This window comes from Crenobacter oryzisoli (assembly GCF_030385785.1).
GTDB classification, from domain to species: domain Bacteria; phylum Pseudomonadota; class Gammaproteobacteria; order Burkholderiales; family Chromobacteriaceae; genus Crenobacter_A; species Crenobacter_A oryzisoli.
On record NZ_JAUEDK010000002.1, the window covers coordinates 14,010 to 29,841 of the forward strand.

The following is a 15,832-nucleotide window of genomic DNA, read 5'->3' on the forward strand; positions in this document are numbered from 1 at the left end:
GCTCTCCCAACATCATGCCACGCTACCTGCCAGAACCCCCTGCTCACCCAGACTCATCACGCGGCCGCACCGCGATACTCCTGATCAACCTCGGCACCCCTGAAGCACCGACCGCCAAGGCAGTGCGCCCTTATCTGAAGGAGTTTCTATCCGATCCGCGCGTGGTGGAGATTCCGCGCGTAATCTGGTGGCTAATCCTGAACGGCATCATTCTGAATACCCGCCCTGCCAAGTCGGCCGAAAAGTACGCGTCGATCTGGACACCAGAAGGCTCGCCGCTCTTGGTGCATACCCAGCGTCAGACCTCACTGCTGCGCGACGCTTTGGCTGAACGGGGCTACGGTGAGGTGCGGGTCGAGTTTGCCATGCGCTACGGCAGTCCGTCGGTTGCCTCTGTGGTCGAGCAACTACGCGCCGACGGCGTCGAACGCATCGTTGCGCTGCCGCTTTATCCGCAGTACGCCGCCTCGTCGAGCGGTACCGCGCTCGATCAGGTGTTCCGTGTACTCGAAGCCCGCCGCAATATGCCGGAGCTGCGTACCGTACGCCATTTTTACGACCACCCAGGCTATATCGCGGCGCTGGCTGAATCGGTGCGAGCGTTCTGGCGAAGCAACGGCCGGCCGGACAAGCTTGTGATGAGTTTCCACGGCGTGCCGCGCTTCACCGTCGACACGGGCGACCCCTATCGCGACGAATGCCTGACGACCGGCCGGTTGCTTGCCGAGGCGCTGGAGCTGGGAAACGACGACTACCGCATCACCTTCCAGAGCCGCTTCGGACGCGCTGAATGGCTGACGCCGTATACCAGCGAAGTCTTGGCCGAACTTGGCCGCGCCGGCACTGGGCGAATCGACGTGATGTGTCCCGGTTTTGTGGCCGATTGTCTGGAAACGCTTGAAGAAATCGCCATGGAAGGCAAAGAAACCTTCCATACGGCTGGCGGCGGCGATTACCGATTTATTCCCTGTCTGAACGAGTCGCCTGTGTGGATTGCCGCACTTTTGGATATTGCCGAGCAGCAATTGGCCGGCTGGGAAATCCCCGTAAAAACTCAATAACTTGTGGCAAATCGGCCGATTTTGGCTAAATCGGCCGGTGCAAACAAGTAACACTTATTTTCCCCATCCCCCTGTCCAGTGTCATATCGCGTTGACAAGGCAAAAAACCGCTTCTAATAATCGCCCTAAGCCCAACGCGTGGCTAAGAGGGTGCCATGCTAGGGCGGTCCACACGTCTACATTGGAAATACCAGGGGAACACCATATGAATAAGATTGCCCGTCTGAGTCTCATGGCCGCTGCCGTGATGGCACTCGCCGCTTGCGGCAAACAAGAACAAAAAACCGAAGGCGCGGCATCGGCAGGCGCCAGCGCTCAGGCCACCGGTGGTGAAGAAGTCGTCAAGATCGGCCAGGTGTCTCCGATGACTGGCCCGATCGCCCACCTCGGCAAGGACAACGAATTCGGTGCCACGCTCGCCATCGACGACCTCAACAAAGAGGGCATCACCATCGGCGGCAAGAAGATCAAGTTCCAACTGGTGTCGGAAGACGACCAAGGCGATCCGAAGATCGGCACCCAGGTCGCGCAGCGCCTGGTGGACGCCGGCGTTGTCGGCGTGGTTGGTCACCTCAACTCGGGCACCACCATCCCGGCCTCTAAGATTTACTCCGACAACGGCCTGCCGCAGATCTCGCCGTCGGCCACCAACCCGGCATACACCCAGCAAGGCTACAAGACCACCTTCCGCGTCATCGCCAACGACGTGCAGCAGGGGGGCGCACTCGGCGACTTTGCCGTCAACACCCTGAAGGCGAAGAAGATCGCGATCATCGATGACCGCACCGCCTACGGCCAGGGTCTGGCCGATGAGTTCGAGAAAGCGGTAAAAGCCAAGGGCGCCGACGTGGTGAAACGCGAGTTCACTACCAACTCGGCAACCGACTTCAGTGCGATCCTTACCTCGATCAAGTCGGCCAACCCAGACCTGGTGTTCTACGGCGGCATGGACGCCCAAGGCGGCCCGATGGCCAAGCAGATGAAGAAGCTCGGCATCAAGGCCAAACTGATCGGTGGTGACGGCATGCAGACGCCGGAGTTCATCAAGCTTGCCGGCGATGCCGCCGAAGGCCAGTACGCGTCGATCTGCGGCATGCCGCGTGAAAAGATGCCGGGCTTTGCTGCTTTCGACAAAAAGTTCAAGGCCAAGTTTGGTACCGATGTGCAGATCTACGCCCCGTACGAGTATGACGCAGTGAACGTGCTGGTCGACGCGATGAAGCGCGCCAACTCGACTGATCCGAAGAAATACCTGGCTGATGTCGGCAAGACCGACATGACCGGCGTAACGGGCAAGATCCAGTTCGACGACAAGGGCGACATCAAGAACGGCGCAGTGACCGTTTACGAAGTGAAGGATGGCAAGTGGGTTGAGAAGGCCACTTCGGGTGGTGCTCAGTAAACGAACAAGTTCGTGCAGACCAAACGGCACTCTCGGGTGCCGTTTTTCTTTTGCCGCGCCCAGACTTGACGGGGTTTGGCAAAGAAGATAAAACAGCAGCTTACGTCAACGATGGCGACTGTATCCAGTAGCCGCGTGCAAGGGCGCCGCCGTGACCCGGCCTTGCCCACAAACCTTACATGTCAAAAACATCGACTGGTGATGACCCTGATTTCTTTCTATTAAGGGTTTCTTCATGCAGTACGTTCGTCTCTCGCTTATCGCCGCTGCCGTTCTGTCGCTCGCGGCTTGCAACAAATCCCATGATAATGCCGCGGCCAATGACGCCAGCGGTGCTGCCACCTCTTCTTCCGGCGACGTCGTCGTCAAGATCGGTGCGGCCAACCCGCTGACCGGTCCGTTCGCCCACTGGGGCCACGACAGCGACGATGGCGTCAAGCTGGCGGTTCAGGAAGCCAACGCCGAAGGCGTCACCCTCGACGGCAAAAAGGTAAAGTTCGAGGTGGTATCGGAAGACGACCAGGCCGACCCGAAAATGGCGACCCAGGTTGCCCAGCGTTTCGTTGACGACAAGGTCGCCGGTGTAATCGGCCACCTCACCTCGGGCGCTGCGATCCCGGCCTCGCGCATCTACTCGGACAACAACATTCCGATGATCGCCGCTTCGGTGACCAGCCCGGCCTTCACCCAGCAAGGCTACAAGAACACCTTCCGCATCATCGCCAACGACCAGCAGCAAGGCCAGGCGCTCGCCAAATTCGCTATCGATGACCTGAAGGCCAAGAACATCGCGGTGATCGACGACCGCACCACCTACGGCCAGGGCCTGGCCGACGACTTCGCCAAGGCGGTGGAGGCGGCCGGCGGCAAGATCGTCAAGCGTGAATACACCACCAACAGCTCGACCGACTTCATGGCGATCCTCACCTCGATCAAGGGAGCGAAGCCGGACCTGGTCTTCTACGGCGGCATGGACGCGCAGGCCGGCCCGATGGTCAAGCAGATGCGCAAGATCGGCCTGACTACGCCGTTCATGGGTGCGGATGGTGTGAACACCGCCGAGTTCCCGAAGCTGGCCGGCAACGATGCCGAAGGCACCTATGCGTCGACCGCTGGCGCCGCCAAGGAAAAGATGCCCGGTTTCGCTTCGTTCAACGACAAGTTCAAGGCAACGTTCAAGACCGATATCCAGGCCTACGCACCGTACACTTATGACGCTACTCGTGTGATGATCGCTGCGATGAAGCGTGCCGGTTCGGCCGACCCGGCGAAATACATGCCTGAACTAGCCAAGACCGATTTTGACGGCGTGACCGGCAAGATCCAATTCGATACCAAGGGCGACATCAAGAACGGCACCGTGACGCTGTACCAACTGAAGACGGGCAACTGGAAAGTGCTCGAGGCCGGTGGTGCCGCCAAGGCCGCATCTGCAGCCTCCTAATCCTGTTACCATCATCGGCCGGTATTTCCGGCCGAACGATGCCCTGCCCGGCCGTGCGTTCCAATGCACTGCCGGGCAGTGTTTTTGATGGGTTTTAATCATCGGCAATCATGACAAATTGGAACAAGATGAATAGGTTGGCAGCCATGATGGCTGCGCTCGTTGTCGGTCTGGCTGCATTGCCGGCACAGGCGGCCGACCCTCGCGCTGCCCTGGTGGATGCGGTCGCACAACGATTGAGCGTGGCCGACCAAGTGGCGCTTGCAAAGTGGGACAGCGGCAAGGCAGTGGAAGACAAGCCGCGAGAACAGCAGGTAATTGATGGCGCGGTAGCGCGCGGGGCCACGCTGGGTTTGGAACGGGACCGGGTTGCGCGTTTCTTTGCGGATCAGATCGAGGCTAACAAGCTGGTGCAGTATGTGCTGCTTGCCGACTGGCGTCGCGCCGGCGTAGCACCGGCCACGCCACGGGCGGACCTAGCCGGTGCAATTCGTCCGCGCCTGGATCGCCTACAGCAGCACTTGTTGCAGCTACTGACGGAGACGGGGGCTCTGCGCCGCCAACCGGATTGCCGCGAGCGCTTTGCACAGTTGGCCGGGGCCTATGTGCGGCAGCACGATAGTGATGCGCTGTATGCGATAGCGCTCGATCGCGCCCTGATTAACGTCTGCGAATAAAATAAAGACCAACGAGCTTAAGCCCTGCTGGATTCATGTTTGGCCAGCAGCCTGGCAACGGGGCTGATCAGCGTTCGGTTGGTCTGGTCGCTTGAGAGTCACCAATGTAGCGTAACATTTCCGCGGAACCATCATATCAGCGGGGCAGGCAGCTCTGGTCAGCGAGTTGAGAGTGTGTATCACGCAACCCCCCTTTCTGACCCAATGGTTAATGGGAACCTTGGGATGGATGGGCGCAAAGCGGCTCATGAGCTACTGCGCCATTTACCGGGAGGCAAACCGAAACGCACACTAAAGCGGTGCGTAAAAGACTGTTGATCCGAATAGCCGAGCCTATCGGCAATCTCGGCCAGTGCTAGCTTTTGGTCGGACAGCAGTTGCACAGCGCGATCCAGGCGCAGACGCGACTGGTACTGCTGGGGCGTATCGCCAAACGCTTCGCAAAAGAGATCGTGAAAACGGCGAGGCTTCCAGCCGAACTGTGCGGCCAGCTCGGCCGTACTGACAGGGTGCCCCATATGGCAGCGCAGGAAGGTCTCGATCCGTCGGACTGGAAAGTTGACGGCGTCGCAAGCCATGTCTGTCAGCAACCGTCCCACTACGCTGATCGCTTCGACGGCCAGCAGCCAGTCGTGTTGGCGTTGCTGCCGCACCCCATTCGCCAGTGCAAGACACAGCGCCCTGTCGAGCTGAGGCGGCACGGCAAATTCCTGCGGCTTATCGAGCAATGCCTGGGGAACGGCTACCGAGCCGATTGGCAAATCGACCACCAGTTGGCAGTTGACCGCATCCCCGGCAAAGTCGTGCCGGCATCCGGCCGGGACGATCACCCCGCGCAATGCCCGGGTGCGATAAAGATGCCCATTCATCTCCAGTTCGGCCCGGCCATGCAGGCCGAACAGGACTTGGCTGAAATCGTGCACGTGCCAGTCGGGCGTGCTGCAGTAGCTGCGTGGCTCGACGAGCGGATCAGCTGCCCGCCGTCTTGGCTCGACTTGCCGCATGATTCGGTGTTTCCCTCCAATGACACAACAGCACCCCGAGTAGCGCGATAACAAAGCCCACCATCTGCACGGCACTAAGCCGCGCATCGAAAAGCAGGAAGGCCTCCAGGGCCGCCAACGGCGGCGCCAGATACATCAGCGTGGCCACTCGAGCCACCTGGCCGCGTCGCACCAGTAGCAGCAACAACCCGACGCCGGCACCGGACAGCACCAGCGCAGCCCAAGCCAGCGCCCCATACAGCAAGGGCCCGGCCAGCCAGCGCGACTCCTGCAGTGCGAGAGCCAGCATGCCGGTGAACAACGCCGCGCCGAGGTTCTGCAGCGCCGAGCTCGCGCGAATATCGGTGCGTGCAATCGAGGTCTTTTGTAACACCGTGCCAATGGTCAGAGAGATGATCGCCATTATGCCGACCACGACCACCCAAGGCGAGATCGTGCCATGGGCCGATTGCAGTGCCGGCAGCAACACCAAGCCCACACCGACCATACCCGCCAGCAGGCCATACCAGAATAGCCGGCCGGGTCGCTCGCACAGCGTTGCCATCGCCAGCAGTGCGGTAAACAGGGGCTGCAACGCGCCGAGCAGCGCCATCACGGCCGGCGACAGACCCTGCGCCACGGCCCAGTAGCCGCCAGCAAGATAGGCGCCATTGAGCAGCACGCCAACCAACAGATGACGCGGCCATTCCCGCCAGCTCGGCCAGCGCACTCCCGCACTTAACGCAAGCAGGGCGAACAGCACGGCGGCAGACAGAAAGCGAGCCGTCAGAAACAGGCAGGGGCTTGCGACCGGCACGATGGCTCGACCGACCACGAATCCGGTCGACCAGACCGCCACAAACAGCGCACTCAATCCATACATGGGCAATCCTCTTCTTGCTTCATGGTCGCTAGGCTAGTGCGTTCGAGCCGGCGCGTCTTGTCTGAAACTGCAATCGCCAGCCGTAGCATGAAAAGATGATGTCACCTACAGCAGCCGGCACCGAGCGATGCAGCAGGAACCACACAAAAAAAATGCCACCTCCAAACCGGAGGTGGCATTTTCGTATGGTATTCACCGTGCATGCCGGCCCTCTCGCGAGAGCCGGATCAGCGATCCGGGCAAGACGCCTTAGGCGTTCTTGCTCTTGCGACGCTCGTGCTCTTGCAGGAAGCGCTTGCGCATGCGGATGTTTTGCGGGGTGATCTCGACGATTTCGTCGTCGTCGATGAATTCCACCGCCGACTCCAGGGTCATCTTGATCGGGGTGGTCAGACGAACCGCTTCGTCGGTACCGGAAGCGCGCACGTTGGTCAGCTTCTTACCCTTGAGCGGGTTCACCACCAGGTCGTTGTCTCGGCTGTGGATGCCAATGATCATGCCTTCGTACAGCTTGTCGCCCGGGGACACGAACATGCGGCCGCGGTCTTCCAGGTTCCACAGTGCGTAGGCAACGGCTTCGCCGTTCTCTTGCGAGATCAGCACGCCGTTGTGACGGCCCGGCATGTCCGGCTTCACCGGTGCGTAGTCGTCGAACACGTGGCTCATCAGGCCGGTACCGCGAGTCATGGTCAGGAAGTCGCCCTGGAAACCGATCAGGCCGCGAGCCGGGATGTGGTACTCAAGGCGGGTGCGGCCCTGGCCGTCCGATTCCATGTTGGTCAGTTCGCCACGACGACGACCCAGTTCTTCCATCACCGCGCCCTGGGTGTTGTCTTCCAGGTCGACGGTCAGGTTCTCGTACGGCTCGCACTTCACGCCGTCGACATCCTTGTACACCACGCGCGGCTTACCAACGGCCATTTCGAAGCCTTCGCGGCGCATGTTCTCCAGCAGAATGGTCAGGTGCAGTTCGCCACGACCCGAGACGCGGAACACGTCGGCGTCTTCGGTGTCTTCAACGCGCAGCGCCACGTTGGTCAGCAGCTCTTTCTGCAGACGGTCGCGGATTTGGCGGCTGGTCACGAACTTGCCCTCGGTGCCGGCCAGCGGCGAGGTGTTCACCATGAAGTCCATGGTCAGGGTCGGTTCGTCCACGCCCAGTACCGGCAGGCCAACCGGCGCGTCGCGATCACAGATGGTCACGCCGATACCGATGTCTTCCAGACCGGAGATCACCACGATGTCGCCAGCTTCGGCTTCGGCTACTTCAACGCGCTCCAGGCCCTTAAAGCCCAGCACCTGGTTGATACGGCCCTGAGCGGTCTGCTCTTCGTGGTTCATCACGACCACGACCTGACCAGGCTTGATGCGGCCATTCAGGATGCGGCCCAGACCCAAGCGACCAGTGTAGGTCGAGTAGTCCAGCGCCGAGATCTGCAGCTGCAGCGGAGCGTCAGCGTCGCCGGCCGGAATCGGCACGTGCTTGAGCACGGTCTCGAACAGCGGGCGCATGTTGTCGGATTCGTCTTCCAGCTCGTACTTGGCGAAGCCGGACAGGCCCGATGCGTAGATGATCGGGAAGTCGAGCTGCTCGTCGGTAGCGCCGAGCTTGTCGAACAGGTCGAAGGTCTGATCTACCACCCAGTCCGGACGCGCGCCCGGACGGTCGATCTTGTTGATCACCACGATCGGGCGCAGGCCCAAGGCCAGGGCTTTCTTGGTCACGAAGCGGGTCTGCGGCATCGGGCCTTCAACCGCGTCTACCAGCAGTACCACGCCGTCCACCATGCCCATCACGCGCTCTACTTCACCGCCGAAGTCGGCGTGGCCCGGGGTGTCGACGATATTGATGTGCACGCCTTCATAATCGATGGCGGTGTTCTTGGCGAGAATGGTAATGCCGCGTTCTTTTTCGAGATCGTTGCTGTCCATCACGCGTTCAGCGACTTGTTGGTTCTCGCGGAAGGTGCCGGATTGGCGCAGCAGTTGGTCGACCAGGGTGGTTTTACCGTGGTCGACGTGGGCAATAATGGCGATGTTACGAATTTGACGGGTCATGGTCCTGGCCGGATGAGGCGGAAAATAATCGCGCGATTCTAGCACAAGCCCACCCTGCCCCCAAATTCGATTGCAAGCAGAAGACAATCCACAAGATAAACGGTATGCGCTACACTGCGCCGCGAAAATGATCAGGAGATGCTTATGTACGATTGGACCGCGTTGTGGGACGACCATGCTGCTGAACAGCGGCCGCTTGCTGGCGTGCACGACGTGAACACGCTGGCCGACACTCTGACGGCGAAGCTGGTCGAGCCGGCTGGCCCCGATGCACCGCTGGCGGTGTACGAGACGGCCGCCAGCTATATCCTGGTCGGGGTCGAGGGCGGCCAGGTGCAGCAACTGGCACTGGCCAAGCGCGACCTGTTCGACCTAACGCTACGCTTTGTCACCGAAGATGAAGGCCAGGATCAGGCGCTGCCCTATCTCGAAATCATCGCCGACAATATCGCCACCGGCGAGAGCGAGGCGTGGCGCGCCACAGTGACGCTCGACGAACAGGGCCGGCCGTGGGCGGCCAAACGGATGTTGGCCGAACAGCTGATGCCCGCGTTTGAGTTCGACTCACTGTCGTTCACCGATGCGGGCAGCTTCCGCGAGGCGCTACGCAGCCTGTGGATCGACACCGTGCCGCAGCTGGTGCCGCACATCGTCGCGTGGTTCAACGGCGAGCAGGACAGCGGCGTCGCGCCTATTCATGACGACGCGCGCACCCGCGAGATGCTGGAGCGTTACGCCGAGATCGTTCGCCACGAGCAAGCGGCACTGGGCCGGCGCTTCGTCGACGCCGAGCTGCGCCTGGTTGCCGAGGTACTGCATGGCATTCGTTTCGACAGCGCCGCCTCATGCCGCGGCCTGTGGCTGGCGGTGGAGGCACGACTGATCGACGAGGAGCTCGATCGCAAGTGGAAGGTCGACGGCGACCTGCTGCTGGAGAAGCTGAAAAATCTCAGCTATGCGCAGGAAGTGGCGCTGATCGAAGGATTGACTGCGTCGAGCGGCCACGAGTCCGACAAAGAATAAGGCACGGGGCTGTTGCCCTGTCTTGTTTTATAACCTGGCAGAGCAAGAGCGAGGTCGCTCACCGGGTCTTGCCAATGGGACGAAAAAAAGAAGGGGCGACACCCCTGTCGCCCCTGATCATCCCATCCGTTCACTCAAAGAAGCAGTGAAGCGAGACTGACTTTAGCCGCTTTGCATGAACAATGTATTACGCCGCCGGCCATTCGAGAACGATCTTACCGAGGTTGGCGTTGCTCTCCATATGACGGTGTGCGGCGGCCACGTCGGCGATATCGAAGCGGCTGTCCAGCGTGAAGCGCAGCCGGCCGCTGCGGAAGTCGTCGAGCCGTTCGGACAACCTCTGCGTGAGTTGCGCCTTCACTTCCAGCGGCTGGCTGCGTAAAGTCGAGCCTTGCACGCGCAGCCGCTTCATCAATAGCTGGCCGAGATTGAGCTGGCCGTTGCTACCCCCCATCACCCCTATCACCACCAGGCGGCCGTCGCGACGCAGCGCGGTGATGTTCTCGTCGATGTGGCTGGCGCCGATCGGGTCGAGCACCAGGTCAACCCCGCCGCGCTCCTTGATCCATTGGCCAAATGCCGATTGCTCCTTGTAGTTGAACACCTCGTCGGCACCTAGCCTACGGCAGTAGGCGAGCTTGCTGGCGCTGCCGGCGCTGGCGAACACCCGTGCCCCCAACTGCTTCGCGAGCTGGATCGCCGCCGCGCCGACGCCGCTCGCCCCTGCGTGCACCAGAAAACTCTCGCCCGCTTTCAGCTGGCCGACGTCGATCAGGTTCAGTATCGCCGTCAGCCACGCTTCGGGCAGGCTCGCCGCCTCGGCCCAGCTCAGCCAGGCGGGCTTGGCGATCGCCAGCGCGTCGTCGAGCAGCGCGTACTCGGCATAAGCGCCGCCACCGACCAGTCCGAATACCGCGTCGCCCGCCCTAAAGCGGCAACCGTCACCGGCCTCGACCACCACGCCGGCGAGCTCCAGCCCGAGGATCGACGACGCGCCCGGCGGCGGCGGATAACGGCCCTCGCGCTGGACGATGTCGGCGCGATTGACGCCAGCTGCGTTAACCTTGACCAGCAACTGGCCCGGCCCGGCCTGCGGTCGTTCCACGCTGCCGAGATAAAGGGTATCGGCGTCGCCCGGCTGGGTCTGCAATATCGCGTGCATAACGATCCTTTCCTTGGTCCGGATTGGTGGGGGATTCGATTACAATAGCCTAACCATGAGCGAAAACTGTTTCCACTGCGGCTTGCCGGTGCCGGCCGGCAGCGACTTCCCGATTCGTTACAAGTCCAGGGCCGAGCCCGCCTGTTGCGCCGGCTGCCAGGCGGTAGCGCAAACTATCGTCGATGCTGGATTGTCCGACTACTACGCGCACCGCACCAACGGTTCGCAAAAGGTCGAGCCGCTGCCGGATGAGCTGTTGGAGCAGATTCGCCTGTTCGATGCGGACGAATTGCAGAAGAGCTTCGTCCACGTCGGTGAGGACGATGTGCGCGAGGCGGCGCTGATACTCGAGGGCATTACCTGCGCCGCCTGCGTCTGGCTGAACGAGCGCCACCTGCAACGCCTGCCCGGCGTACTGTCGGTCGACATCAATTACAGCACCCATCGCGCACGGGTGCGCTGGGACAACCGTCAGGTGAAGCTGTCACAGATACTCGAGGCGGTGGGCACGATCGGCTACCGCGCCCACCCATACGACGCCGCCCGCCAGGAAGCGCTGGCCGGCAAGGAGCGCAAGCGCGCGCTCAGCCGCCTGTGGGTGGCGGGGCTGTCGATGATGCAGGTGATGATGTACGCGGTGCCGACCTATATGGCGAAGGACGGTGACATCGACCACAGCAGCCTGTGGCTGCTGCACTGGGCCAACTTGCTGCTGACGCTGCCGGTGATGCTGTATTCGGCGGTGCCGTTCTACCGCGCCACCTGGCGCGACCTGAAACTGCGCAGGGTCGGCATGGACACGCCGGTGACGATCGCGATCATCACCGCCTTCGCCGCCAGCCTGTGGGCGCTGGTCCATAAGGTCGAGCACGGCATCTACTTCGACTCGGTGTCGATGTTCGTATTCCTGCTGCTGGGCGGGCGCTATCTGGAGAGCATCGCGCGACGCAAGGCCGGCGAGGCGACTGAGAGCCTGATCAAGCTGGTGCCTGCGTTCGCGCACCGAGTACAAGGTTGGCCGAGCGGCCGCGACGCACATGAGGCGCCGGTCAGCCAGCTCTCGATCGGCGACGTGCTACTGGTGAAGCCGGGCGAAACGCTGCCGGCCGACGGCGTGGTGCTCGATGGCGACAGCGCTGTCGATGAAGCACTGCTCACCGGCGAGAGCCGGCCTTTGCCCAAGAATGCCGGTGACAATGTGATCGCTGGCAGCGTCAACACCGCCAGTCCGCTCTATATCAAGGTCACCCAGACCGGCCAGGACACCCGCTTGGCCGGCATCGTGCGCCTGTTGGACAAGGCGCTGGCCGAAAAGCCGCGCCTCGCAGTGCTGGCCGACCGTTTTGCCGGCTGGTTCGTACTGATCCTGCTGATCGTCGCCGCGGCCACTTATCTCGGCTGGCACTTCTACGCACCGGAGCGGGCGCTGTGGATCACCGTAGCGGTGCTGGTCGTGTCCTGCCCATGTGCGCTGTCGCTGGCGACGCCGGCGGCACTGACTGCCGCGACCGGTCATCTTGCCGGCATCGGTGTGCTGACCACCCGCGGCCATGCGCTGGAGACGCTCGCCCGCGTCAGCGACGCGGTGTTCGACAAGACCGGCACCCTGACCCACGGCCGACTCACTCTCGCCGCGACTCGTGATCTCGCCAAAGACGATCCACTGTCGGCGCTGGCGCTGGCCTGCGCGCTGGAAGCCAGCTCCGAACATGCGATCGCCCGCGCGTTTACCCTCCCCGCCTGCGCGGCAGCCCCAGCGTTTTCCAGAGTGAAGAACTTCCCCGGCCAGGGCGTCGAAGGTACCCTCGACGGCGTGCGTTGGCGGCTAGGCCGTTTCAGTTTTGTCAGCGAGCTTGCCGGCGTCGTGCCGGACCGACTCAAGGGTTGGCAGCAGGAGACCACTCTGGTCGGCCTGGGGGGAGAGCACGGCTGGCGCGCAGCGTTTTCGCTGGCGGACAGCGCGCGCCTCGATGCGCAGGAGCTGGTCGATACCCTAGCCGGACAGGGAATCCAGGTGCATCTCCTGAGCGGGGACAGCGATGGAGCAGTGCGCTTCCTCGCCGATCAGCTCAATATCGGCAGCTGGCGCGCCCGTGCGACGCCAGAGGCGAAGCTCGCCTACGTGGCGGCGCTGCAGAACGAAGGGCGCCAAGTCCTGATGGTTGGCGACGGCATCAACGACGCTCCGGTGCTGGCGCGTGCCGACGTGTCGGTGGCAATGGGCGGTGGCACCGATGTGGCGCGCGCCAGCGGCGATATGGTGCTGGTAAACGACCAGCTGCCCCGTCTGTCCGACGCAGTGACGCTGTCGCGCAAGACGCTGGCGGTAATCCGCCAGAACCTCTGGTGGGCGGCTGGCTACAACCTGGTGGCGCTACCCTTGGCGATCAGTGGCCATGTCACGCCGTGGATCGCCAGTCTAGGCATGGCGGCAAGCTCGCTGATTGTCGTCACCAATGCTCTACGTTTGATTCGGAAGTAACGCTGATGGAAAGCCTGTACCTGTTGATTCCGATGAGCATCGCACTGGTGTTTTTCTTCGGCGTGCTGTTCTGGTGGTCGACCCGCAACGGTCAGTTCGACGACTTGGAAGGACCGGCTCATCGCATCCTGATGGACGACGACAGCGCCGGCCATGATACGCAACCGGACGACAAGCCGGAGGCTTGATACGGCACTAACCGGGCGACAGGGTCGCCCGATATCTGGCATTTCATCCTGCGGTAAGTGCGACTTCTGCCGACGCGGGATGTATTCGCACTGTCGTCGCGGCAGCTGGATACTGCACAACCGGATCGACGGCACCCAAGCCAAAAATATATGCAGAAACGAGCCTCTACCCTATTCCGGTTGGCGAAAATGAGAAAACGCTAATGATGCCCAGCGACATCTTTCCCTACCGGTTTCGAGTGCGTCGTGCTCGATGACAAAGTCGCGCAGGATGGTACGGTAGCCATTGTTAGAGCGGGCTCGATCGGCCTGACCACTCTTTTGACGGCACAGTGTTATTCACCAGCCCAGATCATCATGGCGGATCTGGACGATCAGCGCATCCACGCCTAGCCGGACAACACAGGCGAACAATGCCCCCCTTTCCTCTGCTCGCCTTCTCGCTTGTCACGCACTCCGAGCAACAGGTTCGACTGGCCCTGTAGCCCCTTTTCGGCCAACAGCTGTTCCCACATCAAGCCCGTTGCACGATGATTTTCTTCCTGCGGAATTTGCTTTAAATCAACAGACTGCCAGAAACACGACCACCCAATATATGCGAGCACTATGTTGGTAAAACTTGCCTCCGGCTGTTGAGAACGTCTTGATTACTCAGCCTTGCGCCGGACAGTCCTCTGGTGACGAACTGCATTTCAGCTGTCGCCCTTAACGATTTGGTACTCGAGGGCGTTGGCGCCGTGATCAATTACGGCGTCAAAGTCGCCTATATCCACACCAGCACGATAGGGGCCGACGATGGCCAAGAGCACTGCATCAAGGCTTGACCCAGCCACTAGCGCCTTCGGGCTGCCCGCCGTTGTCACCATGATCTTCAATACCCTGCTTGCCTGGGCAAAGCATGCCTATGTGCCCAGCTCCGGACGATTACTAACACGCTTTCTGAATAAATCGGGCGGGCGCTTGACAGAGCATTCCTCGATCGGTGGGCGCGACACTAAGGAAGCATGGTCTTCTTCCCTACCATGCCAAGCCGTGGTGCGCCCCACGTCTAGGCCTTGCGAAGAGCACGAATAATTCCTAAGACATGATGTATGCAGCTACGTATGCCGTAAACAACTCCAGCTTGATCCTGAGGGAGGATGTCATGCGTTGGAACCGGATAGTGAGTTGGGTTGTCGGGGCATTCGTGGCGATCATACTGCCTGGTTTGGCACATGCCGTGCCGGCGTTTGCCCGACAGACCGGACAGGCATGCGAGGCCTGCCACGTCAGCTTTCCCGAGCTGACGCCTTACGGGCGGCTGTTCAAACTGTCCGGCTACACACTGGGCACAACCCAATTGTTCCCACTCTCAGCGATGGCCATCGGCTCTGCGACCAAGGTCAACAATACCCAGGGCAATGATGCGGCATTTCCGAGGAATGGCGGTCTGGTCTTCGAGGGTGGCAGCTTGTTCGTTGCGGGCAAATTATCCGATCACTTCGGGCTGTTTTCGCAATGGACCTACAATGACCTCTTCGCCAAACCGCAGCCCGATGGCACCACCCAGTTCGTAGGACATACCACGGTCGACAACAACGATATCCGCGTGGTCGACCATATCGCCAAGCAGGACCTGGATCTGATCTACGGCCTGACGCTCAACAACAACCCGACCGTGCAGGATGTGTGGAACTCGACGCCGGCTTTCTCCTATCCATTCCAGACTTCTCGCATCGCCGGGGTGTGGGGCATCGCCCCACCGGCCACCTTAATCGAGGGCGGGCTGGCGCAGCAGGTGGTGGGTTTGAGCGCCTATGCTTTCCTCAACAAATCATGGTATTTCGAACTTGGTGGCTATCGCAGTGCCGACGGCGCTTTCTCAGTACTTCATCATGGCGTCGATTTCAGCAACCGGCTCAAGGACACCAACCCCTATTGGCGCTTTGCCTATAACCGCGAATGGGGCTCACATTCGTTGTCGGCCGGCACATTCGGTCTGAATGCCAAGGTGAACGTCGACCCGACCGACAGTAGCTCGCCCACGGACCACTTCCGCGATATTGGCATCGACATGCAGTACCAATACCTGTCAGAGCCGCATTCGGCCACGGCCCAAGTGTCGCTGATCCATGAGAGCACTGACTGGGACGCCTCCCATCTCGGGGTGGACCGTCAGAACTCGAGCAGCAACCTCGACTCGTTCCATTTGAAGGGTTCGTACTGGTACCAACGCAAGTATGGCGCGACGCTAGCTTATTTTGATGAATATGGCTCCGACGACAATGTAGCCTTTCCAGTTACCAACAGCCCTGACACCCGCGGCTTTATCGCCGAACTGAACTACATGATCCGGCCATTCTGGCGGCTGGCGCTGCAGTACACCGGCTATTGGAAATATCTGGGGGCCACGACCAACTTCGACGGGAACGGCCGCAATGCCCGCGACAACAACACGACCTATCTCTATACCTGGGTCGCTTTCTAAGG

At 61.2% G+C, this 15,832-nt stretch carries 14 protein-coding genes; 9 read left to right on the forward strand and 5 right to left on the reverse strand.

The features are described 5' to 3' along the window. The first annotated feature begins 14 nt into the window (after positions 1 to 14). The 4 genes from hemH (at position 15) to QU481_RS01110 (ending at position 4,584) form a co-directional block, all read left to right on the forward strand. A complete protein-coding gene (gene hemH / locus QU481_RS01095; protein ID WP_289828198.1) occupies positions 15 to 1,061 on the forward strand; it encodes a ferrochelatase in 1,047 nt (348 codons plus the stop codon). A 205-nt stretch (positions 1,062 to 1,266) separates the two neighbouring features. After that, positions 1,267 to 2,463: a branched-chain amino acid ABC transporter substrate-binding protein gene (locus tag QU481_RS01100; protein ID WP_289828021.1), complete on the forward strand. Its 1,197-nt coding sequence runs from the start codon at positions 1,267 to 1,269 to the stop codon at positions 2,461 to 2,463. Between the two features lie 235 nt (positions 2,464 to 2,698). After that, entirely contained in the window at positions 2,699 to 3,907 is a 1,209-nt protein-coding gene (locus QU481_RS01105; protein WP_289828022.1) for a branched-chain amino acid ABC transporter substrate-binding protein, read from the forward strand. Positions 3,908 to 4,035: 128 nt separating this feature from the next. Beyond that, positions 4,036 to 4,584, forward strand: a complete 549-nt coding sequence (locus QU481_RS01110; protein ID WP_289828023.1) for a chorismate mutase — start codon at positions 4,036 to 4,038, stop codon at positions 4,582 to 4,584. A gap of 245 nt (positions 4,585 to 4,829) precedes the next feature. Here QU481_RS01110 and QU481_RS01115 read toward each other — a convergent pair whose 3' ends face one another. The 3 genes from QU481_RS01115 to typA form a co-directional block, all read right to left on the reverse strand. Further along, on the reverse strand, positions 4,830 to 5,588 hold the full coding sequence (locus tag QU481_RS01115) for a helix-turn-helix domain-containing protein (RefSeq protein ID WP_289828024.1): 759 nt from the start codon (positions 5,586 to 5,588) through the stop codon (positions 4,830 to 4,832). After that, on the reverse strand, positions 5,554 to 6,450 hold the full coding sequence (locus tag QU481_RS01120; protein WP_289828025.1) for a DMT family transporter: 897 nt from the start codon (positions 6,448 to 6,450) through the stop codon (positions 5,554 to 5,556). The genes QU481_RS01115 and QU481_RS01120 overlap by 35 nt, the downstream gene beginning before the upstream one ends. Positions 6,451 to 6,699: 249 nt before the next feature. Further along, positions 6,700 to 8,508, reverse strand: a complete 1,809-nt coding sequence (typA, locus tag QU481_RS01125) for a translational GTPase TypA (protein ID WP_289828026.1) — start codon at positions 8,506 to 8,508, stop codon at positions 6,700 to 6,702. 144 nt (positions 8,509 to 8,652) lie between these two features. On the opposite strand from typA, the gene QU481_RS01130 reads away from it, so the two are divergent. After that, positions 8,653 to 9,531, forward strand: coding sequence for a hypothetical protein (locus QU481_RS01130; RefSeq protein ID WP_289828027.1), 879 nt, complete (start codon positions 8,653 to 8,655; stop codon positions 9,529 to 9,531). A 187-nt stretch (positions 9,532 to 9,718) separates the two neighbouring features. Here QU481_RS01130 and QU481_RS01135 read toward each other — a convergent pair whose 3' ends face one another. Further along, positions 9,719 to 10,693, reverse strand: coding sequence for an NAD(P)H-quinone oxidoreductase (locus QU481_RS01135; protein WP_289828028.1), 975 nt, complete (start codon positions 10,691 to 10,693; stop codon positions 9,719 to 9,721). Between the two features lie 55 nt (positions 10,694 to 10,748). Between QU481_RS01135 and QU481_RS01140 the strand changes: the two genes are divergently transcribed. The 3 genes from QU481_RS01140 (at position 10,749) to QU481_RS01150 (ending at position 13,756) form a co-directional block, all read left to right on the forward strand. After that, a complete protein-coding gene (locus tag QU481_RS01140) occupies positions 10,749 to 13,175 on the forward strand; it encodes a heavy metal translocating P-type ATPase (RefSeq protein WP_289828029.1) in 2,427 nt (808 codons plus the stop codon). A gap of 5 nt (positions 13,176 to 13,180) precedes the next feature. Further along, positions 13,181 to 13,363 carry a cbb3-type cytochrome oxidase assembly protein CcoS gene (gene ccoS / locus QU481_RS01145; RefSeq protein ID WP_289828030.1) on the forward strand — a complete coding sequence of 61 codons (183 nt, stop codon included), beginning with the start codon at positions 13,181 to 13,183 and terminating at the stop codon, positions 13,361 to 13,363. A gap of 246 nt (positions 13,364 to 13,609) precedes the next feature. Beyond that, positions 13,610 to 13,756, forward strand: a complete 147-nt coding sequence (locus QU481_RS01150) for a hypothetical protein (protein ID WP_289828031.1) — start codon at positions 13,610 to 13,612, stop codon at positions 13,754 to 13,756. A 299-nt stretch (positions 13,757 to 14,055) separates the two neighbouring features. Here QU481_RS01150 and QU481_RS01155 read toward each other — a convergent pair whose 3' ends face one another. Then, complete coding sequence (locus QU481_RS01155) at positions 14,056 to 14,238, reverse strand: hypothetical protein (RefSeq protein WP_289828032.1); 183 nt, start codon at positions 14,236 to 14,238, stop codon at positions 14,056 to 14,058. A 269-nt stretch (positions 14,239 to 14,507) separates the two neighbouring features. Between QU481_RS01155 and QU481_RS01160 the strand changes: the two genes are divergently transcribed. Continuing rightward, a complete protein-coding gene (locus QU481_RS01160; protein ID WP_289828033.1) occupies positions 14,508 to 15,830 on the forward strand; it encodes a hypothetical protein in 1,323 nt (440 codons plus the stop codon). The last annotated feature ends 2 nt before the right edge of the window (positions 15,831 to 15,832 follow it).

Coding starts and splice junctions, on each gene's coding strand:
- ccoS (WP_289828030.1), top strand. CDS start 13,181: ATGGAAAGCCTGTACCTGTTGATTCCGATGAGCATCGCACTGGTGTTT.
- QU481_RS01105 (WP_289828022.1), top strand. CDS start 2,699: ATGCAGTACGTTCGTCTCTCGCTTATCGCCGCTGCCGTTCTGTCGCTC.
- hemH (WP_289828198.1), top strand. CDS start 15: ATGCCACGCTACCTGCCAGAACCCCCTGCTCACCCAGACTCATCACGC.
- QU481_RS01160 (WP_289828033.1), top strand. CDS start 14,508: ATGCGTTGGAACCGGATAGTGAGTTGGGTTGTCGGGGCATTCGTGGCG.
- QU481_RS01110 (WP_289828023.1), top strand. CDS start 4,036: ATGAATAGGTTGGCAGCCATGATGGCTGCGCTCGTTGTCGGTCTGGCT.
- typA (WP_289828026.1), bottom strand. CDS start 8,508: ATGACCCGTCAAATTCGTAACATCGCCATTATTGCCCACGTCGACCAC.
- QU481_RS01115 (WP_289828024.1), bottom strand. CDS start 5,588: ATGCGGCAAGTCGAGCCAAGACGGCGGGCAGCTGATCCGCTCGTCGAG.
- QU481_RS01140 (WP_289828029.1), top strand. CDS start 10,749: ATGAGCGAAAACTGTTTCCACTGCGGCTTGCCGGTGCCGGCCGGCAGC.
- QU481_RS01120 (WP_289828025.1), bottom strand. CDS start 6,450: ATGTATGGATTGAGTGCGCTGTTTGTGGCGGTCTGGTCGACCGGATTC.
- QU481_RS01135 (WP_289828028.1), bottom strand. CDS start 10,693: ATGCACGCGATATTGCAGACCCAGCCGGGCGACGCCGATACCCTTTAT.
- QU481_RS01100 (WP_289828021.1), top strand. CDS start 1,267: ATGAATAAGATTGCCCGTCTGAGTCTCATGGCCGCTGCCGTGATGGCA.
- QU481_RS01130 (WP_289828027.1), top strand. CDS start 8,653: ATGTACGATTGGACCGCGTTGTGGGACGACCATGCTGCTGAACAGCGG.